The organism is Pseudomonas sp. PvP009 (genome assembly GCF_017832995.1).
GTDB classification, from domain to species: Bacteria; Pseudomonadota; Gammaproteobacteria; order Pseudomonadales; family Pseudomonadaceae; genus Aquipseudomonas; species Aquipseudomonas syringae.
Window position 1 is genome coordinate 5,299,309 of the sequence record NZ_JAFIBG010000001.1, and the last position, 24,947, is coordinate 5,324,255.

The following is a 24,947-nucleotide window of genomic DNA, read 5'->3' on the forward strand; positions in this document are numbered from 1 at the left end:
GAACGTGCTTTTGTTCGCTCATTGCAGGAGATTCCAATGTTCCGATTGATCAACCAAGCGCTCGGCAACATGAACGTCAGATTCAAGCTGTCCCTGGGTTTCGGCCTGGTGCTGCTATTGACGCTGATCATCACACTGACGGGCTGGCATGGCCTGTACACCATGATCGACCGCTCGGAGTCGCTCTCGGACATCGCCCAGCTCAACGGTCTGACCAAAGACCTGCGCGCCGAGCGAATCACCGACCGCGTCCAGAAAACCCCGGAGAGCACGGCGCTGGTTACAGAAAAGCTCAATGAAATGAAAGCCCAGCTCACCCTGCTGCACACACAGAGTGAGGAGGAGGCAACCATCAAGCTGCTCAACGGCCAGTTCGAGATGCTGAACAGGCTCGAAAAGACCTTCGCGGACGTTCGCGACAACCGACAGACCCGCAACCAGATACGTACGCGCCTGGAGCAAACCTCCGAACAGGCCTTGCAGGCCATCGCGCAGGTTGAAGTAGAGGTACTCAAAAGCGTCAGCCAGGAACAGGACAGCAGCGAGCGGATGGAGGAATTCACCAACATTTCCCAACTGAGGCAGCAGGTCCAGACCGCTCGTTATCAGGTGCAGACGTATACCTTCACCACGCGCGACGCGGATGAAAGCGCAGCCATTGCGGCCATCGACGAAGCGCTTAAGGAAATCGGGCAGATCGCGCAGGATCAGGGCAACGAAAGTCTTCAGGGCCTGACGCCGGCGACTGCCGCCCTGCAGAGTTATCGGGAACGGCTAGGCGAGTTCAAGCAGATACAGACCAAGGCTGAAGCGGATCAGGAAATCATGGCGGGTCTTGGCGAAACGCTACTGGACTCCGTCGCGGCGCTGAACCGTCTGCAAACCGCCCAGCGCGACAGCGAGGCGGCCAACGCCAGCGCCATGCTGAGCAGTGTTGCAGGCCTGGCACTGCTGATCGGATTGCTTGCTGCCTGGATCATGACCCGGCAGATCACCGTACCGTTGCAACAGACTCTGGGGGCCGCAGCACGCATCGCTCAGGGCGATCTGAGCCGGGACATATCGGTCACGCGCCGTGACGAAATGGGTCAGTTGCAAGGCAGCATGCAGACCATGACCGTCAGCCTGCGCGAACTGGTCGGCGGCATCAGCGAGGGCGTATCGCAGATCGCCAGCGCGGCCGAGCAGTTGTCAGCGGTGACCAAGCAGACCTGCACCGGGGTCACCAGTCAGAAAGACGAAACAGACCAAGTGGCGACGGCCATGAATGAAATGGCCACCACCGTGCAGGAAGTCGCGCGCAATGCGCAGGAAGCGTCGCAGGCGGCCGCTCAGGCGGATCAACAGGCACGCAGTGGCGATGAAGTGGTCGGGCAGGCGATCATTCAGATCGAGCAGCTGGCTCGCGAGGTGCTGAACTCCACGCAGTCGATGAGCGCGCTCAAGCAGGAAAGCAACAAGATCGTCGGCGTTCTAGACGTGATCAAGTCTGTTTCACAGCAGACCAACCTGCTGGCCCTCAATGCGGCCATTGAAGCAGCCCGCGCGGGAGAGGCCGGGCGCGGTTTCGCGGTGGTTGCCGATGAAGTTCGGGGGCTGGCGCAACGCACGCAAAAGTCCACCGAGGAAATCGAAGAGCTGATCGCCGCCCTGCAAACCGGCACTCAACAGGTCGCAACTACGCTGGATAACAGCCGTACCCTGACCGACAACACGGTTGAACTGAGCCGTCGTGCGGGAGGCGCACTGGAGCAGATCACCCGCACCGTGGCGACGATCCAGCACATGAACGAACAGATCGCTGCCGCCAGCGAGGAGCAGAGCGTGGTCGCCGAACAGATCAACCGTAACGTTATCAGCGTACGCGACATTTCCGAACAGACCGCCGCAGCCAGCGAGCAAACCGCCGCCTCCAGCATCGAACTCGCCAGACTGGGAACGCACCTGCAGACACTGGTGGGGAAATTCAGGGTGGGTTGATAGATCTGCGACGCAAGGATTCCGACGCTGGAGCGCTTGGCGTTATACACCAGCCTGCTTTTGATTCTGCCCAACGGGCGTAGGAGCGGACTTGTCCGCGAAGGGGTCGCCAAGCTTTCCGACAACGCATCGCCTGAGCGACCGTCTTCGCGAACAAGTTCGCTCCTACCCCTCGGGCAGGAGGCCGTTTTTGATTATGCCCAACGGGCGTAGGAGCGGACTTGTCCGCGAAGGGGTCGCCAAGCTTTCCAACAACGCATCGCCTGAGCGACCGTCTTCGCGAACAAGTTCGCCCCGACCCCTCGGGCAGAAGGCCGTTTTTGATTCTGCCCAACGGGCGTAGGAGCGGACTTGTCGGCGAAGGGGTCGCCAAGCCTTCCGAACATGCATCGCCTGAACGACCGTCTTCGCGAACAAGTTCGCTCCTACTCCTCGGGCAGAAGGCCGTTTTTGATTCTGCCCAACGGGCGTAGGAGCGGACTTGTCCGCGAAAAGGCCGTTAAGGTTTCCAAAAATGTACCGCCTGAGCGAGCGTCTTCGCGAACAAGTTCGCTCCTACCCCTCGGGCAGGAGGCCGTTTTTGATTCTGCCCAACGGGCGTAGGAGCGGACTTGTCCGCGAAGGGGCCGCCAAGCTTTCCGAACATGCATCGCCTGAACGACCGTCTTCGCGAACAAGTTCGCTCCTACTCCTCGGGCAGGAGGCCGTTTTGATTCTGCCCAACGGGCGTAGGAGCGGACTTGTCCGCGAAGGGGTCGCCAAGCCTTCGAACATGCATCGCCTGAACGACCGTCTTCGCGAACAAGTTCGCTCCTACTCCTCGGGCAGGAGGCCGTTTTTGATTCTGCCCAACGGGCGTAGGAGCGGACTTGTCCGCGAAGGGGCCGCCAAGCTTTCCGGACATGCATCGCCTGAGCGACCGTCTTCGCGAACACGTTCGCTCCTACCCCTCGCTTGCGCGGGTCTTTACCACTAGACGCAATAAAAAAGCCCCCGACGCGCTAAGCGTCAGGGGCTCTTTTCGTAGCCGGGCGGTTTTAGACCGGGACCGGCTCCGATGCTTTACCGACAGGTTGCAAAGGCAGCAAAGGCGCATGTGGATCGGCTTCGATGGAAGCTCTCCACGCGGCCAGCCACTCTTCGTGACCTTCGCTCCAGACACGCTCGTGCAAGCGGCCAAGGGCAACCGGGTCGCTCAGCAGCATCAGGCGTTCCTGATTGCCGAGTTTTGCCGGACCAACCTTGAGTGCCTGATCGACACGCTCCATACGCACCACTTCAATCGGCTGAGCCTGGCGGTGACGCGACGTTGCCAGGGCGCAAGCCAGGGCGTTCTGTCGCGGGTCGACCACAGCGCGGATGAAGCCCTGTTTCAGCGCATGCCAGCGGTTCTCGTAGGTGTACTGATCCGTCGAGATCAGCTCTTGCGGCGGCTCGAACTCTTCAGGAATCAGGAAGAACTTCTCGTCACGCGCCTTGACGCCCAGATTGGTACGGCTGGAAATCACCGACACCGGAATCGACAGCATCAACGACACCACGATCGGTGCAAGCCACCACAGGAAGCTCGGGTTCAACCAGAACACCAGCAAGGCCCAGCACGCGCCCAACAGGGTTTGCGGACCGTGGCGCTTCACTGCTTCGATCCACGGCGTGGAGTCATCGTCGCGTTGCGGCGAGTTCCAGGTCGCGGCCCAGCCCAGGAAAGCGGCCAGTACGAAGCGGGTGTGGAACAGCATGCGCACCGGAGCCAGCAGCACCGAGAAGAGCATTTCCAGCAGCATCGAAACGGTGACCTTGAACTTGCCACCGAAGCCTTTCGCGCCCTTGGCCCAGATCAGAATGACGCTGAGCAGTTTAGGCAGGAACAGCAGGACAATGGTGGTCGAGAACAACGCAACGGCTTTCTCCGGGTGCCATTGTGGCCACAGCGGATACAGCTGACGTGGTTCAAGGAAGTAGGTCGGCTCCATCAGCGTGTTCACTGCCAACAAGGCCGTGGACAACACGAGGAAGAAGAACCACAACGGCGCCGACAGGTAAGACATCACACCGGTCAGGAACACCGCACGGTGAACCGGGTGCATGCCCTTGACCAGGAACAGCCTGAAGTTCATCAGGTTGCCGTGGCACCAGCGACGGTCACGCTTGAGTTCGTCCAGCAGGTTGGGCGGCAACTCTTCGTAACTGCCTGGCAGGTCGTAGGCAATCCACACGCCCCAGCCGGCACGACGCATCAGCGCAGCTTCGACGAAGTCGTGGGAGAGGATCGCACCGGCGAACGCGCCTTTGCCGGGCAACGGCGCCAGGGCGCAGTGCTCGATGAAGGGCTTCATGCGGATGATCGCGTTGTGACCCCAATAGTGGGATTCACCCAACTGCCAGAAGTGCAGGCCGGCGGTGAACAGCGGACCATAGACCCGGGTAGCGAACTGCTGCATGCGGGCATACAGCGTGTCCATGCCCGACGCACGTGGCGCGGTCTGGATGATACCGGCGTCCGGCGTGGCTTCCATCAGGCGAACCAGACTGGTCAGACACTCACCGCTCATGACGCTGTCGGCGTCCAGAACGACCATGTAGCGGTAGTCACCGCCCCAGCGACGGCAGAAGTCGTCGAGGTTGCCGCTTTTGCGTTTTACGCGGCGGCGACGGCGACGATAGAAGATCTTGCCGAAGCCTTTGGTCTCGCGGCACACGTCCAGCCACGCCTGTTGCTCGGCAACGGCGATGTCGGTTTCGTTGGTGTCACTGAGCACGAAGAAATCGAAACGATCCAGGTCACCCGTGGCAGCTACCGATTCGAACGTAGCGCGCAGACCGGCGAAAACCCGCGGCACGTCTTCGTTGCAGATCGGCATGACCAGCGCAGTACGTGCGCCCTTTTCGATCGGCTCGTTGCCAGCACTGGCACCCGAGATACGGTATTTGTCGCGACCGGTGAGCAGCTCGAGGAAGCCCATCAGCGCGGTCCAGAAACCGGCCGACACCCAACAGAACAGAATCCCGAACAACAACAGAATACTGGTCTGCAAGGCATAAGGCATGACCTGCAAGGCGGTCTGCACGAAGGTCTGACGCGTGATTTCGTCGAGCGAAACCAGCGACCAGCCCTGATACGGCAGGATACCTTTCATGTACCAGCCCGCCACGATCGTCTGACCCAGCATGAGGATCAGCAGGATGTAGCGACGGATCGAACCGACGGTACGCCAGCGCGCCTTCGGCAGATCACGCGGCAGATCATCATGCTCGGGCTTGGGCGGGTTGCCTTTGCCGGTCAGGCTACGCCAGCCGCGCACCAGAATGTTGGTGCGCCATGGCTCTGGCACGACCTTGGTCCGGCGAATCGGCGGTGTAGCCTTCAGGCACAGGCGACCGCTGGCGTCGACGCCGAGCATCTCGGCGTCCTCCAGCTGATCTGCGGTGGTCAGCGTCAGACGACGACCCACCGAAGCCTGAGCGGCCTCGGCAGGGTCATTGACCGGCTGCGCGGAAAGTCGCTCATGCAACTCGGCGAAGGTCGTGCAGCCGGCAAGTTCTGCCCGCTGCTCGTCGCTCATCGGTAAATGCGCCAGGTACTCGTTCAGAGACATTGGCACCGGTAGAGAATTACTCATCGCTCGGCAACTGATAGCTCCAGGTCTCGGTCATGACTTGCAACGTCTTGGCCGGTTCCGGATGGGTGGGTGCTGCCTCGGTTTCAGGCTGCTGAATTTCCTTACCGTCCTTGTCCTTGGCTACGTCAGCCTTGGATGCGTCGGCTTTGCTTGCATCGGCCTTGGCGACTTCGCCTTTGCCTTTTGCTGCGTCAGCTTTTGCTGCGTCAGCCTTGCCAGCTTCAGACTTGGCAGTCTCAGGCTTGGCAACTTCCGGCTTCGGCGCGTCGGCCTTGGCGATTTCTACCTGGTCGTTGGCGGACTCCTTGGCAACTGCCGGCTTGGCAGCTTCCTTGGCGGCGGCCTTCTTCTCTTCGGCTTTGTCAGCCACGAGCAGCGCAGGTTCCTTGCCCGGTTCGGCAGGGATTTCACGCAACAGGTAGGCGCGCATTTCGGTCGGCTTGCTGGAGTCCTTGACCTTTACCCGCAGGGTCAGGCGGTATCCTTTGGTGACCGGGTTGTAGCGCAGGTTGTTTTCCACCAGCTCGACGTTGTCGTCAGTGGTCACCTGGCTGCGAATGGTCTTGTCTTCCGGCAGTGCGGCCAGCACCGGGCCTACGAAGTCGACCAGGAAGGCAAGGCTGCCGTCCGGCTGACGGATCAGGTTGGACTGACGCACGTCACCGATGGAGCGTTGAGTCTGCTTGACCCAGCCCAGATCCGGCGAGTGAATCGAGTTTTCCTGCATGGTCCAGTGCAGACGGTAGTCGAACGCCATTTCCTGGCCAGGCTCTGCCAGCGTTTCAGGCTTCCAGTAAGCTACGATGTTGTCGTTGGTCTCGTCGGCAGTCGGAATTTCGACCAGCTCGACAGTCCCTTTGCCCCAATCGCCCTTCGGCTCGATCCAGGCACTTGGGCGCTTGTCATAGCGGTCATCCAGGTCTTCGTACTGGCTGAAGTCGCGGCCACGTTGCAGCAGACCGAAACCACGCGGGTTCTCGACCGAGAAGCTGCTGATGGACAGATGTTTAGGGTTGTTCAGCGGACGCCACAGCCACTCACCATTGGCCGCCTGAATCGACAGACCGCTGGAATCGTGCAGTTCACGACGGTAGTTAGGCACACGCGACGGCTGGTTGGCGCCGAACAGGAACATACTGGTCAGAGGAGCAACGCCCAGCTTGTTGACCTTGTCACGCAGGAACATGCGCGACTTCACGTCAACCAGAGTGTTGGTACCCGGACGCAGGGTCAGCTGATAGGCACCGGTGGCACGCGGCGAGTCGAGCAGTGCAAAGATCACCAGATGGTTGTCATCCGGGCCTGGCTTCTCGATCCAGAATTCCTTGAAGCGCGGAAATTCTTCACCGGACGGCGAGGCAGTGTCGATCGCCATGCCGCGCGCGGAAAGGCCATAAACCTGACCTTTGCCGATCACGCGGAAGTAGCTCGCGCCCAGCATGGTCATGATTTCGTCCTGCTTGTCATCCTTGTTGATCGGATACAGGACACGGAAACCGGCATAACCCAGTTTCTCGGTGGATTTCGGGTCGATCTTCAGATCGCCGAAGTCAAAACGATTCGGGTCGTACTTGATCTCGTCGACGCTGGTCGCGGTCACTTCGTTGATTTTGACCGGCGTATCGAAGTGCATGCCCTGGTGGTAGAAAGACACTTTGAACGGAGTCTTTTCACCCGCCCATTCGGCCTTGTCATCACGGAAGCGGATCTTCTGATAATCGGCGAACTTCATGTCGCGCAGCTCGTTCGGCAGATTGCTCCTCGGAGCCTCGAACTTCTGCCCGGCCATTTCTTTGGCCTTCGCCGCTACATCATCAAGGTTGAACGCCCATAGCTGACCTGCACTGAACAGGCATACAAGGGCCGAGCTTGCCAGAAGTGCACTACGCAACCGCTTGACAGGTGTCTTTGGAGCATCACAGGGACTAACAATCACGAGCAACCCTCGCCGAAAAACAGATGAAAAAACCAACGGCCAGCTATCAATGCCGGGTTGGCGAGCATTGTTCCGACTCCGAATGGGCTTAATGATTCCCCAACCAGGTGTCAGAACCGCTTTTGTCATACCAAATGGACCAACAGTGTCGATCCCCGTAGCGCGCGATTATCCAGTAGCGCGCGCCACAACGCATCAGGTATGACAAAGAAATTTATCCCTGCAAGACAGATGAATTCAGGGGAACAACATGAAATCGTAGCTTATGTATCAAACAAAAATGTCACCGGGCCATCATTTATCAGGTGCACCTGCATGTCTGCACCAAACTGGCCCGCAGCTACCGTAGGATGCGCGATTCTGGCCTGACTCAACAGATAGTCGAACAGCTCGGCACCCAGCGCTGGAGGTGCGGCTTTAGAGAAGCCCGCACGCAACCCGCTTTTGGTGTCCGCAGCCAGTGTGAACTGGGAAACCAGCAACAAGCCGCCCCCCACCTCGCGCAAAGACAGATTCATCTTGCCCTCGGCATCGCTGAACACTCGATAATTGAGCAACTTGTGCAGCAACTTATCGGCACTGGCGCGGGTGTCTTGAGGCTCTATTCCCACCAACACCAATATGCCCTGTTCAATGGCACCCACGACCTCGGTGCCGACCTCGACGCGCGCACTTCGCACGCGCTGCAACAAACCTTTCATAGATGCCTTTCCAGACTCAAAACCAATACCGGATGACTGTTACGCTTCTTCGGGCGGCAGGTCGAGCAGGTTGCGCGCAACTTCTGCAGCGGCCCGTACCAGCGCGTCGGCGATACCCGGTTCGGCTGCCGAATGCCCGGCCTCGCGAATCACCTGCAGCTCACTGCCAGGCCAGTTCTGGTGCAGCTCCCATGCATTATCCAGCGGACAGATGACATCGTAACGACCGTGCACAATGATTGCCGGCAGGTGCGCGATCTTCGGCATGTCGCGAATGAGCTGGTTGTCTTCCAGAAAAGCGTTGTTCATGAAGTAGTGGCATTCGATGCGCGCGATAGACAACGCACGGTGCGGCTCGGCGAAGCGATCCACCACTTGCGGATTGGGGCGCAAGGTTGCGCAACGCCCTTCCCAGGTCGACCAGGCCTTGGCGGCGTGCATCTGGGCGATCTGATCCGGACCGGTGAGTCGCTTGTGGAAGGCAGCCAGAATGTTGTCACGCTCGTCCAGCGGGATCGGCGCGACATAATCCTGCCAATAGTCCGGGAACAAACGGCTGGCCCCCGCCTGATAGAACCAGTCGATTTCCTGTTGCCGGGCAAGGAATACGCCACGCAGGATCAGCGCGTGCACGCGATCGGGATGGGTCTGTGCATAGGCCAGAGCGAGGGTCGAACCCCACGAACCGCCGAACAGCACCCATTTATCGATCCCGAGGTGCTCGCGAATCGCTTCGAGGTCTTCCACCAGTTTCCAGGTGGTATTGTTTTCAAGGCTGGCATGCGGTGTGGAACGGCCGCAACCGCGCTGATCGAAGGTGACGATGCGGTACAGGTTGGGATCGAAATAGCAGCGACTGTGCGCGTCGCACCCAGAACCCGGGCCGCCGTGGATGAACACCACCGGCAACCCCTCTGGCGAGCCACTTTCATCGACGTAAAGCACATGCGGTTGTTCCACGGCCAGATCGTGCCGGGCGTAGGGTTTGATCTGCGGGTACAAAGTCTGCATAAGTGCTCCATAAGTCCAGTTCAGAGGCTTCTATTATTCTGCCGTGGGGCATCATAAACCCGAAACGAAGAATCAGCATGCTGCACGTCATTGATCAGGATGGAACGAACGATGCAAGCGTTTTGCCAATTTCACCGGTGCGCGAACCAGAGCCGTTGCGCTGGGTCGAAGCGAGAGCTATGCCATGAATTATTTCGCTTTTTTTCAGGAAATAATTGACGACACGCCTACAGTCTAAGAATCCCGTTTTCCATTCGTCAGACTACTTGAGGTTTTACCGATGTCTCAGGAACCACTTGTTCGTGACGCTGATGTGGCCGCTTTTCGCGCCGCTGTGCTCGCCAAACTCACCTACTCGGTGGGCAAGGACCCCGACCATGCGTTTGAGCATGACTGGTTTGAAGCTGTCGCCCTTGCCGCCCGCGACCATATGGTCGAACACTGGATGGACCATACGCGGCAGATCTATCGCAAGGTTCAGAAACGCGTTTACTACCTGTCTCTCGAATTCCTGATAGGCAGGCTGCTGTACGACAGCCTCAGTAACCTGGGCCTGCTCGAAGTCGCTCGCGAGGCGCTGACCGAGCTGGGTGTGGACATCGAGCGTATCCGCCTGCTTGAACCGGATGCGGCACTGGGTAACGGCGGCCTGGGTCGTCTGGCTGCGTGCTTCATGGAAAGCATGTCGACCCTGGGCATTGCGGGTCATGGTTACGGCATTCGTTACGAGCACGGCCTGTTTCGTCAGGGCATCGTCGATGGCTGGCAGCAGGAGCAGACCGAGAACTGGCTGGACTTCGGTAACCCATGGGAATTCGAACGCCCTGAGGTGGTGTACTCCATCGGCTTCGGCGGCAGTGTCGACACCGTCCCGACCGAAGCAGGCGACTCGCGTCAGGTATGGCGTCCGGGCGAGACCGTTCGGGCCATCGCCTATGACACCCCGGTGGTGGGCTGGCGCGGCAAGAGCGTCAACACCCTGCGCTTGTGGCGCGCCCGTGCGGTAGAAGACCTGCACCTGGAGCGCTTCAACGCCGGCGATCACTTCGGCGCGGTTGCCGAAGTGGTGCGCGCCGAAAGTATCTCCCGCGTGCTTTACCCGAACGATGCGACCGAAGCGGGTCAGGAACTGCGTCTGCGTCAGGAATACTTTTTCGTTTCCGCGTCGCTGCAGGACTTGCTGCGCCGCCATCTGAACCAGCACGCCACACTGACGGATCTGTCCGAGCATGCGGCGATTCAGATGAACGACACGCACCCCTCGATCGCCGTGGCCGAGCTGATGCGTCAGTTGATCGACAACCACAACATCCCGTGGGACACCGCCTGGAAAATCACCGTCGGCACCCTCGGCTACACCAACCACACTCTGCTGCCTGAAGCACTGGAGACCTGGTCGGTGGGCCTGATGGAGCGGATGTTGCCGCGCCACATGCAGATCATCTACCTGATCAACGCGCAGCATATCGACACACTGCGTGCCAAGGGCGTCGACGATGTCAACGTGCTGCGTGCCGTGTCGCTGATCGAAGAAGACAACGGTCGTCGGGTACGCATGGGCAACCTGGCGTTCCTCGGCTCGCATAGCGTCAACGGCGTTTCGGCGCTGCACACGCAACTGATGCGCAAGACCGTGTTCGCCGAGCTGCACAAGATCTATCCAGAGCGGATCAACAACAAGACCAACGGCATCACCTTCCGCCGCTGGCTGTTCCAGGCCAACCCGAAGCTGACCGAGATGCTTGTCGAGTCGCTCGGCGAGGATGTTCTGGACAACGCCGAGACGCGCCTCAAAGAGCTCGAGCCGTTCGCCGAGAAGTCGTCGTTCCGCAAGCAGATGGCCGATCAACGCCTGCACAGCAAGCGTGCGCTGGCGGCGATCATTCATGAACGTTTGGGCATTGCCGTCAACCCTGCCGCGATGTTCGACGTTCAGGTCAAGCGGATCCACGAGTACAAGCGCCAGTTGCTGAACCTGTTCCACACCGTCGCCCTGTATCAGGCCATTCGGGCCGAGCCAGGTACCGATTGGGTGCCACGGGTGAAGATCTTCGCCGGCAAGGCGGCGGCCAGCTATCACTCGGCCAAACTGATCATCAAGCTGACCAACGACATCGCGCGAACCGTGAACAACGATCCGACCGTACGCGGTCTGCTGAAAGTGGTGTTCATGCCCAACTACAACGTCAGCCTGGCGGAGAGCATCATTCCGGCGGCCGACCTGTCCGAGCAGATTTCCACCGCAGGCCTGGAAGCGTCCGGGACCAGCAACATGAAGTTCGGCCTCAACGGCGCACTGACCATCGGTACGCTGGACGGTGCCAACGTGGAAATGAGCGAGCAGGTCGGGCTGGAGCACATGTTCATCTTCGGCATGTCTTCGCAACAGGTCGAAGCCCGCAAGCAGGCAGGTGAATTCAGCGCGCATGACGATGTGGCTGCTTCCGGACGCTTGAACGATGTGCTGCAGGCGATCCGGGGTGGTGTGTTCTCGCCGGATGATCCGAACCGCTATGTGGGCCTCATCGATCAGTTGCTGGATTATGACCGCTTCCTGGTCTGCGCTGACTTCGACTCGTACTGGGCGGCCCAGGCCAAGGTCGAAGAGCGCTGGCACGACTCCAAGGAATGGTGGCGCTCGGCGGTCCTCAATACCGCACGTATGGGCTGGTTCTCCTCGGACCGGACCATCCGCGAGTACGCCGGAGACATCTGGAAGGCGCTGGACTGACGTTAAAGTTCGAAAAAACGCAGTGTGGGAGCGAGCTTGCTCGCGAAGAGGCCAGTAATGCCTCGGAAAAGAAGGCGTTTGAACCAACGTCTTCGTGAGCAAGCTCACTCCCACAAGCGCCACAAGGATCTGTCTCAGTCCTGCAGAGACTCTGGTGCCCCCGGCTCAAAACATTACAAGCGATGTCCGCCCGCCCCTATATACTGCGCCTGATAAACCTTTACACACCGAAAAGGATGTCGTCGCGTGCTTTGGATTTGTCTGGTGGTGGGCGGTGCGCTATTGGGCTACTCGCTCAGTTATGACGAGTGGGCCGGTACGCTGATGGGTGCAGTCATGGGCTGGGTTTTCTGGGCCGGCATTCGCGTGCGTCTGCTTGGCAGGCAATCCGCCGATCAGCTGCAGCAACTGCTCGCAACCCGCGAATCCCTCGATGTCCTTCAGCAGCGCCTGAGCGCACTCGAACGTCAGTCCGCGCCCGGCGTGCCGCCTGCGCAGGCCCCTGCACCGCTTCCACTCGATGCAGTCATCGTCGAAGCGCCCACCGACGGCCCCGAACTGATCTGGGACCTACCGGACGAAGCGCCGCAGACAACAACGCCTGCCGAGCCCGCACCACAGATACTCCAGCCAACCAGGACAGCAAAAGCCAATCCGCTGGACAGCGCGATCAACGCCGCAAAAGACTGGCTGCTGGGCGGTAATACCGTATTGCGCGTGGGTGTCGTGGTGCTGTTCCTCGGCCTGGCGTTTTTGCTGCGCTATGCCACCGAAGGCATGGTCGTGCCGCTTGAAGCGCGCTACGCCGCAGTGGCCGCGAGCGCCATGGCTCTGCTCGGTCTGGGCTGGTGGCTGCGGATGCGCAACGGTCCTTACGCCTTGATGCTGCAAGGCACCGGCGTTGGGGTGCTGTACCTGACCGTGTTCGCCGCGATGAAACTGCACACCCTGCTGGACCCGACGCTGGGCTTCGCGCTGCTGGTCGCAATCACCAGCTTCTCGGCCATTCTGGCGCTGACGCAGAATTCACTGGCCTTGGCATGCGCCGGAGCGCTGGGCGGCTTTGCGGCACCGTTGCTGGCTTCGACCGGGCAAGGCAGCCATATCTCGCTGTTCAGTTATTTTGCCCTGCTCAATGCAGGCATCATCGCCATCGCCTGGTTCAAGGCCTGGCGCATTCTCAACCTGATCGGCTTCTTCGGCACCTTCGGCATCGGCTTCGCCTGGGGCCTGCAGGCTTACACACCGGCATTGTTCTGGAGCACCGAGCCCTTTCTGATGGTGTTCTTCCTGATGTATCTGGCCATCGGTCTGCTGTTTGCCCGCCGCAAACTGCTGGAGCTGGACAGCGCGCCGCCCGACCACACTCGCGAAGCCATGCTGCGCTGGGCTGCCCGCCAGTGCGATTACGTCGACGGCACGCTGTTGCTGGGCACGCCGATAGCCGGGTTCGGCCTGCAATATGCGCTGGTCGAGCATCTGGAATTCGGCGCTGCGTTCAGCGCGCTTGCGCTCGGCCTGATCTACATGGCGCTGGCACGCTGGCTGGCAGCACGTGCGCCAGGCCAAACCGCCTTGCTGATGGAAACCTGCCTGGCGCTGGGCGTGGTGTTTGCCACGCTGGCGATCCCGCTGGGCCTGGGTTCGCAGTGGACAACCAGCGCGTGGGCCGTGGAAGGCGCGGCGATTTTCTGGCTGGGCTTGCGCCAACAGCTCAGGCTGGCACAGGCTTTCGGCCTGCTGCTGCAACTGGGCGCCAGCGCGATTCTGATCAGCGGCGGTACCGACAGCTCGCCGCAAGCCTTTGCCAACGATTACTGGACGCCGATGATCCTGGCGGTCGCAGCCATGGTCAGTGCCTGGTGCGTGTTCCGCCTCAATTCGCTGACCCTCATCGATCAGCGCACCGCTCGAACACTGCTGATCATCTGGGGCGCGTTCTGGTGGATGGTCTCACTGACCAGCGCTGTGATGCTGCACGCGCCAGAGGCCTATCTGGCTGCAGCGTTTTTGCTAGCCCTTGCGCTCAGCGTGGCGCTCTGGGCGGCAATCGCCATCCGTTTGCGCTGGCCGGATCTCGCCGCGCTGTGCAGCGTACTGACGCCACTCAGCGCCGCTTTGCTGATGATCTCGGTGGACCTGCACAACCATCCCGCAGGGCGCCTGGGCTGGCTGGCCTGGCTGCTGGTGTTTGCCGTGCATCTGCTGACCCTGCGCTTTCTGACCGGCATGCAATCCATCCTCGCCCGACGCGTCGCTCACACCGTGGGCTGCCTGCTGATCATCGCCGTGCTGGCACTGGAACTGCGCTTCGGCCTGCTGCAACTGTCCGAACATTACAACGCCTGGCGCTGGCTGGGCTGGGCGATTGTGCCGAGCCTGTTCCTGCTGGCGATGAGCTCGACGCGCCAATGGCCGTGGCCGGTAAACGCCTGCCCCGAGGCCTATCACCTCGGGGCCGCTGCGCCGCTGGCGGTGTTGATGATGGCGTGGTTCTGGCTGGCGAATACCTTCAGCGACGGCGCGGCGGATCCACTGCCGTATATTCCGCTGCTCAACCCGCTGGAAATCGGTTTGCTGTTGTCACTGGCAGGGGTCTGCCTGTGGCTACGCAAACACGTCATGCGCCTTGGTAACGCTGCCTTGCTGGTGGCTGGCGCGTCACTCTTCGCGCTGGTTACGGCAATGGTCATGCGCACGGCGCATCATTGGGCTGATGTGCCATGGAACACCGGGGCGCTGCTCGACTCCATGCGCGTTCAGGCCGGGTTGTCGATAGTCTGGACGCTGATGGCACTGGCCTTGATGATCGGCGGTCACATGCGCTCCAACCGCCAGCTGTGGCTGGGCGGTGCAGCGTTGATCGGGGTGGTGGTGGTCAAGCTGTTCTTCGTCGAGCTGAGCAATCGCGGCGGCATGGAGCGCATCGTCTCGTTCATCGGCGTTGGCATTTTGCTATTGGTGGTGGGATATTTCGCACCTTTACCGCCGAAACACTCTGTCACAGAGGTCGGCGAAAAACCCGGCCCAGGCCCGACTGCCGCACCGGACACGCTATGAGGAAACCGTTCTTGAGTCATCCTGCCATGAAGATCGCCGTGCTTGGCCTGGCCTTGTGCACGGCGATAACCGCCCTCGCCCAGGACAAACCGGCGGACTTCGCCAGCCAGACGCCGCTAAGCCTGAGCGGCGAAGGACCGTGGTATCGCATCGAGTTGCCGCTTGCCGTCCAGTTGAATGCCCGGCAGACCGATCTGAGCGATGTACGCGTGTTCAATGCAGAGGGCCAGCCGCAGGCTTACTCGATCACGCCGCGCCAGCCCGCCCCCGAACGGGAGCCGACGCCGATCGAGGTCAACTGGTTTGCCCTGTACAGCACACAGGAGGCAGGCGACACCGCACCGGTCATCCGTATCGAGCGCTCCAGCAACGGCGCCGTGATCGAGGTCCAGCCACAAAGCGATATCGAAGCAGGCGAAGAAGTGCTGCGCGGCTGGTTGCTGGACACCAGCGCAATCAAGGCACCGCTTGAACAACTGGTCATCGACTGGAGCACCGAGCGGGAGGGCTTCCAGAATTTCAGTATCGAAGCCAGTGACGACCTGCAGCACTGGCGCAACTGGGGCGAAGGACAGGTTGCGCGGCTGTCGTTTGCCGACGAAGTGGTCGAACAGCGCGAAGTCGGCCTGCCCGGCCAGAGCGCCCGCTATCTGCGCCTGCTGTGGCGTTCCCCGCACAGCGCGCCGCTGCTGATCTCTGCGCACCTGCTGAGCGCCAGCAGCGACACTCCGGCCACACCGCTGACCTGGTCGCCACCGGTCAAGGGCAGCGTCGAAAGCCCCAACGAGTATGTCTGGCAACTGCCCACCGGCTTGCCGATAGGCCGCGTCAAAATCGACATCACCCAGCCCAACAGCCTGGCACCGGCGACGCTCTACGGCCGGCTCGATGCCGGGAAGCCCTGGCAGCCGATCAGCAGCGGCCTGCTGTATCGCTTGTCGCAGAACAACAGCGACGTTTTGCAGGACCAGCTGCAACTGTCCGGACGCATCGTTCAGCAGCTCAAGCTGGTGGTGGATGATCGTGGCGGCGGACTGGGCAGTGAAGCGCCGCAGTTGAGTGTGGCCGTGCCTGCCACGGAGGTGGTGTTCCTGGCGCGCGGTAACGGGCCATTCACCCTGGCAATCGGCAACCCGAGCGTCAAGGCTGCCAACCTGTCGCTGGCCACGCTGATTCCTGACCTGAGTGCGGAAAAGCTCGCGACTCTCGGCACGGCGAGCCCAGCCACAGCGGCTGTGGCCAACATGTCCGCTGCGCCGATCGCCGTGCAACAAAGTACTGACTTCAAACGCTTGGGGCTTTGGGCCGTGCTGCTGCTTGGCGTGGTGTTCCTTGGCTGGATGGCGTTCAGCACGCTGCGCGCTGCAAAACGCTGAAACAGGCGGCCTGTCAGGCGCGGTTCGCCTGACATCTGAACTGAAACAGTCTTAAGCCAGTCTCATAGCAGTATTACGTCGCCACTCGCGTTAAACTGCGCGGGTTTTCATACCCCCTATTTTCGGAGCTATCCATGTCCCGCGTCACACTAAGTCGTTACTTGATTGAGCAGACTCGCAGCAACAACACCCCTGCCGATCTGCGCTTCCTGATCGAAGTTGTGGCGCGCGCATGTAAGGAAATCAGTCACGCCGTCTCCAAGGGCGCGCTGGGCGGCGTACTGGGCAGCATGGGCACCGAAAACGTTCAGGGCGAAGTGCAGAAAAAACTCGATGTAATCTCCAACGAGATTCTGCTCGAAGCCAACGAGTGGGGCGGTCACCTGGCCGGTATGGCATCCGAAGAAATGGACAACGCCTACCAGATCCCGGGCAAATACCCGAAGGGTGCCTACCTGCTGGTTTTCGACCCGCTGGACGGCTCGTCGAACATCGACATCAACGCACCGGTCGGCACTATCTTCTCGGTACTGCGCTGCCCGAACGAATACCTGAGCCAGAACGAAGCGCTGAATGAGAAGGCCTTCCTGCAGCCAGGCACCGAACAGGTCGCCGCCGGTTACGCCATCTACGGCCCGCAAACCATGCTGGTCCTGACCCTGGGCGATGGCGTGAAAGGCTTCACCCTGGACCGCGAGATGGGCAGCTTCGTGCTGACCCACGAAGACATCACCATCCCGGAGTCCACTCAGGAGTTCGCGGTCAACATGTCCAACCAGCGCCATTGGGAAGCCCCGGTACAGCGCTATGTGAGCGAGCTGCTGGCCGGTGAAGACGGTCCGCTGAAAAAGAACTACAACATGCGCTGGGTCGCGGCGATGGTGGCCGACGTACACCGTATCCTGACCCGTGGCGGCCTGTTCATGTACCCGCGCGACAGCCGCGAGCCTTCCAAGCCGGGCAAGCTGCGCCTGATGTACGAAGCCAACCCGATGTCCTTCCTGGTCGAACAGGCTGGCGGTGCGTCCACTGACGGCCATCAGCGCATTCTCGACATTCAGCCTGAAGGCCTGCACCAGCGCGTTGCGGTGTACCTGGGTTCCAAGGAAGAAGTCGAGCGCGCCACCGCGTATCACAAGGCATAAGACGTCGTCTGCACCAGTAGTGATCGGGCCATGCTCGATCACTACCGAGTGAACAGATACTTGAAAAAACCAGCAGTCCGCCCTTCTGCCAGCCCCTTCTGCGGGCCAACTGTCTGATCCACGGCATAAATCCTTGCGCCGTGCGGGAACCAGATTCCCTTTTTCTCTTCTAAGCTTGCGGTATTGCGCCAGCGCCAGACTGCACCGGCTTGCACTGCGACGCGACCCCCTTCCGTTCAGGAGCTACATCCATGTCCTTGCGTTCTGTCGCGTTAATCTCGTTCTGCGTCCTGCTGGCTGCCTGCAGCAAGATCACTCAGGAAAACTACTCCAAACTGTCCGCTGGCATGCCTAAGGCTCAAGTCGAGTCCTTGCTCGGCAGCCCGACGGAATGTTCCGGTGCGCTGGGCATGTCGAGCTGCACCTGGGGCGACCAGAACACCTTTATCAGCGTGCAGTACGCAGCGGACAAGGTTGTGCTGTTCTCGGGCCAGGGTCTGAAATAACACATGATCAAGGTACTGGTACGTTTTGGAATTTGTGTCATGGCCAGCTTTTTGGCCATCGGTTTTGCCCACTCGGCTGACAATCTCGAGCCCAAGACTGTCGACAGCGTCGACCTCAAGCAGTATCAGGGCACCTGGTACGAGATCGCCCGCCTGCCGATGTTCTTCCAGCGCAAGTGCGCTCAGTCCGAGGCACGCTATACGCTCAAGGACGACGGCAACATCGCGGTGACCAACCGCTGCCGCACGATTGAAGGCAAGTGGGAAGAAGCCACCGGGACCGCCTCACCGCAGGTTCCAGGCAAGACCGACAAGCTGTGGGTTGTGTTCGACAACTGGTTCTCGCGCCTGCTGCCGAGCGTTGCCAAGGGTGATTACTGGATTCTGGACGTCAGCGAAGGCTACCGTACCGCCGTGGTCGGCAACCCGGATCGCAAGTACCTGTGGCTGTTGTCGCGTACACCGACCGTGTCTGCCTCGGTCAGAGAAGACATGCTCAGCAAGGCCCGCCAGCAAGGCTACGACACCTCACGCCTGATCTGGCGTGAGGATGACTCGAAGATCGGCAAAGGCGAGAAGTAACCGAATCGGGATTCTGGCTAAGCCCGGCAGGAGCGAACTTGTTCGCGAAGACGGTCGTTCAAACGATAAATTTCAGAACGCTTTCCGGCCCCTTCGCGAACAAGTCCGCTCGCACGGCCTTCGGCCAGAAGCAGAAGCGGACTCGTGGATAACGCCGAGTGCTCTGCGTCCTCCCTTGCATCAGCCCAGCAACTCCCTCAACACCTGCGCGAACTCGCGGTTGCTTTGTTCGTCTGCGGCGTGTCGCCCTTCGCGTATGACCCACCGCCCGTTGACCGCCACGTCGCGGATCTGCCGATCGCTGCCGGCGAACAGCCAGCGGTTGAGGATGGCGTCGTCCGAAGCCGTGGCGATGTACGGGTCGTTGCCATCCAGCACCAGCCAGTCCGCGCGCTGCCCCACTTGCAGCGTACCCATCTGCTGCCCCAATGCCTGCGCGCCACCGGCGAGTGCAGCGTCGTATAGCGTGCGACCAACCATGGGCTGATCGCTCCGATATAGCCGGTTACGGCGCTGATCGCGCAGACGCTGGCCGTATTCCAGCCAGCGCAGTTCTTCGACTACGCTGAGCGAGACGTGACTGTCCGAACCGATCCCCCAGCGACCGCCCTGAGCAATGTAGTCCACCGCCGGAAAGATCCCGTCGCCGAGGTTGGCTTCAGTGGTCAGGCATAACCCTGCCACCGCGCCGCTTTGCGCCATCAGGGCCACTTCATCCGCCTCGGCATGGGTCGCATGGACCAGGCACCAACGGTTATCCACTGGCGCGTTTTCATACAGCCATTGCAGCGGGCGTCGACCACTCCAGCTCAGGCAGTCATCGACTTCCTTCTGCTGCTCCGCGATATGAATATGCACCGGACACTGCCGGTCACTGGCCGCCAGCACCTCACTGATCTGCTGCGGCGTCACCGCGCGCAGCGAGTGGAAGCACAGCCCCAGCTGCTGCGCAGACTGAGCCGCCAGAACCGGACGCAAACGAGCCTGCAGATCCAGATAGCTGTCGGTGCTGTGGATAAAACGCCGCTGGCCCTCGTTGGGAGCCTGCCCGCCAAAACCGGAATGGCTGTACAGCACCGGCAGCAAGGTCAGGCCGATACCGACCGAACCGGCTGCCTGGCTGATCTGCAGCGCGAGCTCGGCAGGGTCGGCATAGGGTTTGCCATCGCTGTCCTGATGCACGTAATGAAATTCGGCAACCGAGGTGTAGCCGCCCTTGAGCATCTCGATGTACAGCTGGCGAGCGATAACGCCCAGTTGCTGCGGGCTGATGCGCCCCACCAGGCGATACATCAGGTCGCGCCAGGTCCAGAAACTGTCGTTAGGGTTACCCGCCACTTCCGCCAGCCCGGCCATTGCGCGCTGGAACGCGTGGGAGTGCAGGTTCGGCATGCCAGGCAGTAAAGGTCCGTGAACCTTCTCGGCGCCCTGCTGCTCGGCATTGGCCTCGACGCGGGTCAAAATACCGTCCTGACCGACCTCCAGGCGAACGTTGCTGGCCCAGCCGTCGGAGAGTAACGCGCGCTCGGCAAAGAAGGCTGACATTGACTTCACACCTCATCACTGTAATTTGTATATACATATACAGACGTTTGAGTGACCGGTAAACCTTCTGCATGCTTGCCGAGCAGCTGGTTAATGGTTAGCGTGGACGCTTTGCAGCGTCTGAATGCTCTCGAAAACACCGTCTCGAACAACAAGGACTCCCACGTGTCGACTCCGCCCGCCGCTTCTTCCCTGGCAGCCCAGATGGGCGAAAGTCCTGCACCCTTGTACGCCCGCGTGAAACAGATGATCGCCTTGCAAATCCAGAACGGCACCTGGCCGCCGCACCACCGTGTGCCGTCGGAAAGCGAACTGGTGACGCAACTGGGCTTCAGCCGCATGACCATAAACCGGGCACTGCGCGAGCTGACCGCCGAGGGCCTGCTGGTACGCATGCAGGGCGTCGGCACCTTTGTCGCCGAACCCAAGAGCCAGTCGGCGCTGTTCGAAGTGCACAACATTGCCGACGAGATCGCCGCGCGTGGCCATCGCCATACCTGCAAGGTCATGGTCCTCAAGGAGGAAGCCGCTGGCTCCGAGCGCGCCCTGGCGCTGGACATGCGTGAAGGCCAGCGGGTCTTCCACTCGTTGATCGTGCATTACGAGAACGACATCCCGGTGCAGATCGAGGACCGCTTCGTGAACGCCCAGGTCGCTCCGGACTACCTCCGGCAGGACTTTACCCTGCAAACGCCTTACGCCTACCTGTCGCAGGTTGCGCCGCTCACCGAAGGCGAGCATGTGGTCGAGGCGATTCTCGCCGAAGCCGATGAATGCAGGCTGTTGCAGATAGAGGCGGGAGAACCCTGCCTGCTGATTCGCCGCCGTACCTGGTCAGGCCGTCAGCCGGTCACCGCCGCGCGCCTGATCCACCCCGGCTCCCGCCATCGCCTGGAAGGACGCTTTACCAAATGAGCCAGACCCGCATTTTGCGCGCCGTCGACTACCCGCGCATGCCGTGGAAGAACGGCGGAGGCAGCACGGAAGAAATCGCTCGCGACGCAGGCCAGGACCTGGACGGCTTCGGCTGGCGGCTGTCGATTGCCGACATCGAAACCTCGGGCGATTTTTCGGTGTTTGCCGGTTATCAGCGCATCATCACGGTCCTTCAGGGCGCGGGCATGACGCTGGACGTGGATGGGCTGAGCAGTCGTCCGCTGCTGCCATCGGACCCGTTTGCATTCAGCGGTGACAGCCAGGTCAATTGCACCTTGCTGGACGGGCCGATTCGCGATTTCAACCTGATTTATGCCCCACACCGCTACACTGCACGCTTGCACTGGATAGACGTGCGTCACCCGCAACGCCTGTTCAGTTCAGCCAGCACCCTGGTGCTGTTCAGCATGGCCGAGCAAGTGGCGATCAGCGTCGACAGTCAGCCGTGGGAAGTCCTCGGCAAACACGATTGCGCTCAGGTGGACAACGCTGGCGGTCTGCTTGAAGTCGAACTGCAATCACCTCGCGCCAGCCGTTGCTGCCTGATCGAGCTCACCGCCACAGGCCAGTAAGCGCTTATCTGCACATCTGATAAAAACAGCTTTTCGTTCAAGGACGACCATGACTCAAGTTCCGAACCGGGAAACGCCCAGAGGCATTGCCATCCTCGCCGGCTTCCTCGCCTCCGAATCAGCCGGCGGCATCGTGTTGATGGCCGCTGCGCTGGCGGCATTGATCGTTGCCAACTCTCCTTTGTCTGCCGGCTATTTCTCGATCCTGCACAGCGTCTGGCTGGGCCTCTCGGTCGAGCTGTGGATCAACGACGGGCTGATGGCGATCTTCTTCCTGATGGTCGGCCTGGAAATCAAACGTGAAGTCCTCGCCGGTGGTCTGGCGACCTGGGGGCAACGCGCCCTGCCCGGCTTTGCAGCCGCAGGCGGAATGCTGGTGCCTGCGCTGATCTACATCGCGATCAATTGGGGCAATCCGCAGACCCTGAGCGGCTGGGCGATCCCGGCAGCCACCGACATCGCCTTCGCCCTCGGCGTGCTGTCGCTGCTCGGCAATCGGGTGCCGACCTCGCTGAAGGTGTTTCTGGCCGCGCTGGCGATCCTCGACGATCTGGGCGCCGTGACGATCATCGCCTTCTTCTACAGCTCCGGTCTGAACCTGCCGATGCTGGCCGCCGCCTTCGTGACGCTGGCGGTGCTGATCGTCATGAATCGTTTGAACGTGCGCCGTCTGCTGCCTTATCTGCTGCTCGGCGCGCTGCTGTGGTTCTTCGTCCTGCAATCGGGTGTGCATGCCACGCTGGCCGGTGTCGCCCTGGCGCTGTGCATCCCGATGGGCAAGCCCGAGGAAGAAGCCCGCTCGCCCCTGCTGTTCCTCGAAGAAAAGATGCACTACTGGGTGGCTTTCGCCGTGGTGCCGATCTTTGGTTTTGCCAACGCTGGCGTGTCGCTGGCCGGCATCACCTTGGGCAACCTGATCGATCCTGTGCCACTGGGCGTTGCGCTGGGACTGTTCGTGGGCAAGCAGATCGGCGTGTTTCTCGCCGCCGTGCTGGCCATCCGCGCCGGGCTGGCAGTATTGCCGGAGGGCAGCAACTGGGTGCAGCTGTACGGCGTGGCGATTCTGTGCGGCATCGGTTTCACCATGAGCCTGTTCATCGGCAACCTGGCGTTCCCCGGCTCGCAACACCTGATCGACGAGGTGAAGGTCGGCGTACTGATCGGCTCGGGGCTGGCCGCTATTGCCGGAATTGTGCTGCTGCGCAGCCGTTTCAGTCGGGCCTGAAAAAATATTTTCAAATCACTGCATCCAGATGGGTTTCTCGCGGGTAGTACATTCAGCAGCCACTTCGAGTTGCTGAGCGCGGTCAAACCTTCTGGAGATTTCTGCATGAACGCAAAACGCTTGCTCTGCCTTGCTGGTACCACCCTGGCCTTCACTTGCCTGTCGTCTGTTGCCATGGCTCAGACCGACCTCCCCGAAAGCGTCCGTGTGCCGGCTGGCAACAAGGTCGGCATGCAAACCACCGGGGTTGGCGAGATCACCTACGAGTGCCGCGCCAAGGCCAACATGCCCAACGAAATGGAGTGGGCGTTCGTCGGCCCCAAAGCAGTGCTCAACGACAAGAGCGGCAAACAGGTCGGCACCTACTACGGCCCGCCTGCTACCTGGGAAGCCAAAGACGGTTCCAAAATAACCGGCACCCAGGTTGCCGTGGCCCCTTCGAGCGCTGGCAACCTGCCGTACCAACTGGTCAAGGCCAACCCGGCCGAAGGCAAGGGCGCAATGACCGGCGTCACGTACATTCAGCGTGTGGCCCTGAAAGGCGGCGTTGCCCCGGCCAAAGCCTGCGCAGAGAGCAACAAGGGCGCGAAGGAAGTGGTCAAGTATCAGGCCGACTACTTGTTCTGGACCGCAAGCTGATAGCCATCACTAACCGGGTGACCGCTCAGCATTAAGCTATGCTGCTGGGCGGGAGCCTCGTGATATCAACGAGGCAGCAGTCTTCCATTGATGGCGGATCATCTTGTCTTCGCACGAATCTCTCTTTGATTACGAAGCCACGTTGCAGGCCTGCGCTCGCGGTGAAAAGCAGGCCTTGCAGCGTCTCTATCAACAGGAAAGCGCCCGGTTGCTCGGCGTCGCTCAGCGCTTGGTGCGTGACCGCGCGCTGGCCGAAGACATCGTGCATGACGCGTTCCTGAAAATCTGGTCCCACGCGGCCAGCTTCGATGCCTCGCGTGGTTCGGCACGTGGCTGGATCTTCAGCGTGACCCGCCACCTGGCGCTCAACACGTTGCGCAACACGGCTCGCGAGGTGCGTGTCGAAGACGACGGCAGTGAAGATCATCAGGAACAGGCGACACTGGAAGGCTGGCAGGAAATCGGCGATGCCTTCGATTGGCGGGTCAATCCAGGACGGATTACTTCATGCATGGAGCAACTGGAACCAGTAAGACGAAACTGTATTTTTCACGCTTACGTAGACGGTTATTCGCATCAGGAAATCGCGCAGAAAATTGGCGCGCCATTGGGTACGGTCAAAGCCTGGATCAAGCGCAGCCTGACGGCTTTGCGGGAGTGCATGGGATGACCCGGCCTTTAGACGACAACATTCACGAGCTGGCTGGCGAGTATGTACTCGGCACGCTCTCGGCGCAGAAGCGGCTCGACGTACAGCGTCGCCTGTCGCGCGAGCCCGACCTGCAGGCTGCCGTCAATGCCTGGGAGCAGCGTCTGCTGCCCCTGACCGAGCTGGCCGAACCGGTGACGCCATCGCCTGGCCTGTGGGATCGCATCGAACGTAACCTGCTGGACATGACCACGCCTGCCAGCACGCCGCAAAAACCGCGCGTTCGCTGGTGGGACAACCTGTCGATCTGGCGCGGCCTCGCCGGAGCAGGCCTGGCTGCTTCGCTGGTACTGGGCATGACGCTGCTGACCCGCGCACCGGCGCAACCGTCTTATCTGGTGGTCCTCGTAGGACCGCAGGACAAGGCTCCCGGCTGGGTCGTGCAGGCCAGTAACTCGCAGGAAATACAGCTTATCCCGCTGGGGGTGTTCGAGGTTCCGGCCGACAGGGCGCTGGAGTTCTGGACCAAGGGTGACGACTGGCAAGGCCCGGTTTCGCTTGGCCTGGTCAAGCCGGGAGAGAGCCTGCATGTGCCGCTGGATAAACTGCCGCCGCTGCAACCCAATCAGTTGTTCGAGCTGACACTGGAGAAATCCACTGGCTCGCCAATCGGCAAACCCACCGGGCCGATTCAGTTCATCGGCCGGGCGGTGAAGGTGATCTGACGCAAAGG

Annotated in this window: 18 protein-coding genes; 13 read left to right on the top strand and 5 right to left on the bottom strand. The window is 60.9% G+C overall.

All coding sequences use genetic code 11. The annotated features are described in order from the left end of the window. Positions 1 to 36: 36 nt before the first annotated feature. On the top strand, positions 37 to 1,980 hold the full coding sequence (locus JOE29_RS22740; protein WP_210079887.1) for a methyl-accepting chemotaxis protein: 1,944 nt from the start codon (positions 37 to 39) through the stop codon (positions 1,978 to 1,980). Positions 1,981 to 3,017: 1,037 nt separating this feature from the next. Here the strand turns inward: JOE29_RS22740 and mdoH are convergent. From mdoH to pip, 4 genes are all read right to left on the bottom strand, one after another. Continuing rightward, complete coding sequence (mdoH, locus tag JOE29_RS22745; RefSeq protein WP_003427702.1) at positions 3,018 to 5,600, bottom strand: glucans biosynthesis glucosyltransferase MdoH; 2,583 nt, start codon at positions 5,598 to 5,600, stop codon at positions 3,018 to 3,020. Continuing rightward, entirely contained in the window at positions 5,593 to 7,536 is a 1,944-nt protein-coding gene (locus JOE29_RS22750; RefSeq protein WP_210079888.1) for a glucan biosynthesis protein G, read from the bottom strand. Before JOE29_RS22750 ends, mdoH begins: the two co-directional genes overlap by 8 nt. A 263-nt stretch (positions 7,537 to 7,799) precedes the next feature. Continuing rightward, a complete protein-coding gene (dtd, locus tag JOE29_RS22755; RefSeq protein WP_003317268.1) occupies positions 7,800 to 8,237 on the bottom strand; it encodes a D-aminoacyl-tRNA deacylase in 438 nt (145 codons plus the stop codon). 39 nt (positions 8,238 to 8,276) lie between these two features. Further along, complete coding sequence (pip, locus tag JOE29_RS22760) at positions 8,277 to 9,248, bottom strand: prolyl aminopeptidase (protein ID WP_003365948.1); 972 nt, start codon at positions 9,246 to 9,248, stop codon at positions 8,277 to 8,279. A gap of 280 nt (positions 9,249 to 9,528) precedes the next feature. On the opposite strand from pip, the gene JOE29_RS22765 reads away from it, so the two are divergent. The 6 genes from JOE29_RS22765 to JOE29_RS22790 all read left to right on the top strand — a co-directional run bounded on the left by JOE29_RS22765 (position 9,529) and on the right by JOE29_RS22790 (position 18,648). Then, on the top strand, positions 9,529 to 11,979 hold the full coding sequence (locus tag JOE29_RS22765) for a glycogen/starch/alpha-glucan phosphorylase (protein ID WP_003427706.1): 2,451 nt from the start codon (positions 9,529 to 9,531) through the stop codon (positions 11,977 to 11,979). Between the two features lie 246 nt (positions 11,980 to 12,225). Next, the gene (locus tag JOE29_RS22770; protein WP_210079889.1) at positions 12,226 to 15,039 is read left to right on the top strand and encodes a DUF2339 domain-containing protein; all 2,814 of its coding nucleotides are present in this window, start codon (positions 12,226 to 12,228) and stop codon (positions 15,037 to 15,039) included. 26 nt (positions 15,040 to 15,065) lie between these two features. After that, positions 15,066 to 16,415 carry a DUF3999 domain-containing protein gene (locus JOE29_RS22775; RefSeq protein ID WP_210080033.1) on the top strand — a complete coding sequence of 450 codons (1,350 nt, stop codon included), beginning with the start codon at positions 15,066 to 15,068 and terminating at the stop codon, positions 16,413 to 16,415. 134 nt (positions 16,416 to 16,549) lie between these two features. Continuing rightward, on the top strand, positions 16,550 to 17,560 hold the full coding sequence (locus tag JOE29_RS22780; RefSeq protein WP_003341445.1) for a class 1 fructose-bisphosphatase: 1,011 nt from the start codon (positions 16,550 to 16,552) through the stop codon (positions 17,558 to 17,560). Positions 17,561 to 17,811: 251 nt separating this feature from the next. Continuing rightward, entirely contained in the window at positions 17,812 to 18,066 is a 255-nt protein-coding gene (bamE, locus tag JOE29_RS22785) for an outer membrane protein assembly factor BamE (protein ID WP_003304592.1), read from the top strand. Between the two features lie 3 nt (positions 18,067 to 18,069). Next, positions 18,070 to 18,648: a lipocalin family protein gene (locus JOE29_RS22790; RefSeq protein WP_003304589.1), complete on the top strand. Its 579-nt coding sequence runs from the start codon at positions 18,070 to 18,072 to the stop codon at positions 18,646 to 18,648. 180 nt (positions 18,649 to 18,828) lie between these two features. Here JOE29_RS22790 and JOE29_RS22795 read toward each other — a convergent pair whose 3' ends face one another. Continuing rightward, a complete protein-coding gene (locus JOE29_RS22795) occupies positions 18,829 to 20,193 on the bottom strand; it encodes a formimidoylglutamate deiminase (protein WP_044312628.1) in 1,365 nt (454 codons plus the stop codon). A gap of 204 nt (positions 20,194 to 20,397) precedes the next feature. Here JOE29_RS22795 and hutC point away from each other — a divergent pair, with 204 nt between their 5' ends. The 6 genes from hutC (at position 20,398) to JOE29_RS22825 (ending at position 24,939) form a co-directional block, all read left to right on the top strand. Continuing rightward, positions 20,398 to 21,108 (top strand): histidine utilization repressor, encoded by a 711-nt coding sequence (hutC, locus tag JOE29_RS22800; protein WP_161420743.1) that lies wholly within the window; start codon positions 20,398 to 20,400, stop codon positions 21,106 to 21,108. Continuing rightward, positions 21,105 to 21,701: a HutD family protein gene (locus JOE29_RS22805; protein WP_024662163.1), complete on the top strand. Its 597-nt coding sequence runs from the start codon at positions 21,105 to 21,107 to the stop codon at positions 21,699 to 21,701. The genes hutC and JOE29_RS22805 overlap by 4 nt, the downstream gene beginning before the upstream one ends. 49 nt (positions 21,702 to 21,750) lie before the next feature. Next, entirely contained in the window at positions 21,751 to 22,926 is a 1,176-nt protein-coding gene (gene nhaA / locus JOE29_RS22810) for a Na+/H+ antiporter NhaA (protein ID WP_004414562.1), read from the top strand. A gap of 105 nt (positions 22,927 to 23,031) precedes the next feature. Beyond that, the gene (locus JOE29_RS22815) at positions 23,032 to 23,565 is read left to right on the top strand and encodes a DUF3455 domain-containing protein (RefSeq protein ID WP_003365928.1); all 534 of its coding nucleotides are present in this window, start codon (positions 23,032 to 23,034) and stop codon (positions 23,563 to 23,565) included. Between the two features lie 103 nt (positions 23,566 to 23,668). Next, complete coding sequence (locus JOE29_RS22820; RefSeq protein ID WP_003414203.1) at positions 23,669 to 24,235, top strand: sigma-70 family RNA polymerase sigma factor; 567 nt, start codon at positions 23,669 to 23,671, stop codon at positions 24,233 to 24,235. Beyond that, positions 24,232 to 24,939, top strand: a complete 708-nt coding sequence (locus tag JOE29_RS22825; RefSeq protein ID WP_003392419.1) for an anti-sigma factor — start codon at positions 24,232 to 24,234, stop codon at positions 24,937 to 24,939. Before JOE29_RS22820 ends, JOE29_RS22825 begins: the two co-directional genes overlap by 4 nt. The last annotated feature ends 8 nt before the right edge of the window (positions 24,940 to 24,947 follow it).

Bases quoted from the DNA above. Each gene is read 5' to 3' on its own strand.
- JOE29_RS22825 (WP_003392419.1), top strand. From the start codon at position 24,232: ATGACCCGGCCTTTAGACGACAACATTCACGAGCTGGCTGGCGAGTAT.
- JOE29_RS22775 (WP_210080033.1), top strand. From the start codon at position 15,066: ATGAAGATCGCCGTGCTTGGCCTGGCCTTGTGCACGGCGATAACCGCC.
- JOE29_RS22805 (WP_024662163.1), top strand. From the start codon at position 21,105: ATGAGCCAGACCCGCATTTTGCGCGCCGTCGACTACCCGCGCATGCCG.
- JOE29_RS22795 (WP_044312628.1), bottom strand. From the start codon at position 20,193: ATGTCAGCCTTCTTTGCCGAGCGCGCGTTACTCTCCGACGGCTGGGCC.
- mdoH (WP_003427702.1), bottom strand. From the start codon at position 5,600: ATGAGTAATTCTCTACCGGTGCCAATGTCTCTGAACGAGTACCTGGCG.
- dtd (WP_003317268.1), bottom strand. From the start codon at position 8,237: ATGAAAGGTTTGTTGCAGCGCGTGCGAAGTGCGCGCGTCGAGGTCGGC.
- hutC (WP_161420743.1), top strand. From the start codon at position 20,398: ATGGGCGAAAGTCCTGCACCCTTGTACGCCCGCGTGAAACAGATGATC.
- JOE29_RS22780 (WP_003341445.1), top strand. From the start codon at position 16,550: ATGTCCCGCGTCACACTAAGTCGTTACTTGATTGAGCAGACTCGCAGC.
- JOE29_RS22790 (WP_003304589.1), top strand. From the start codon at position 18,070: ATGATCAAGGTACTGGTACGTTTTGGAATTTGTGTCATGGCCAGCTTT.
- bamE (WP_003304592.1), top strand. From the start codon at position 17,812: ATGTCCTTGCGTTCTGTCGCGTTAATCTCGTTCTGCGTCCTGCTGGCT.
- JOE29_RS22815 (WP_003365928.1), top strand. From the start codon at position 23,032: ATGAACGCAAAACGCTTGCTCTGCCTTGCTGGTACCACCCTGGCCTTC.
- nhaA (WP_004414562.1), top strand. From the start codon at position 21,751: ATGACTCAAGTTCCGAACCGGGAAACGCCCAGAGGCATTGCCATCCTC.
- JOE29_RS22765 (WP_003427706.1), top strand. From the start codon at position 9,529: ATGTCTCAGGAACCACTTGTTCGTGACGCTGATGTGGCCGCTTTTCGC.
- JOE29_RS22740 (WP_210079887.1), top strand. From the start codon at position 37: ATGTTCCGATTGATCAACCAAGCGCTCGGCAACATGAACGTCAGATTC.
- pip (WP_003365948.1), bottom strand. From the start codon at position 9,248: ATGCAGACTTTGTACCCGCAGATCAAACCCTACGCCCGGCACGATCTG.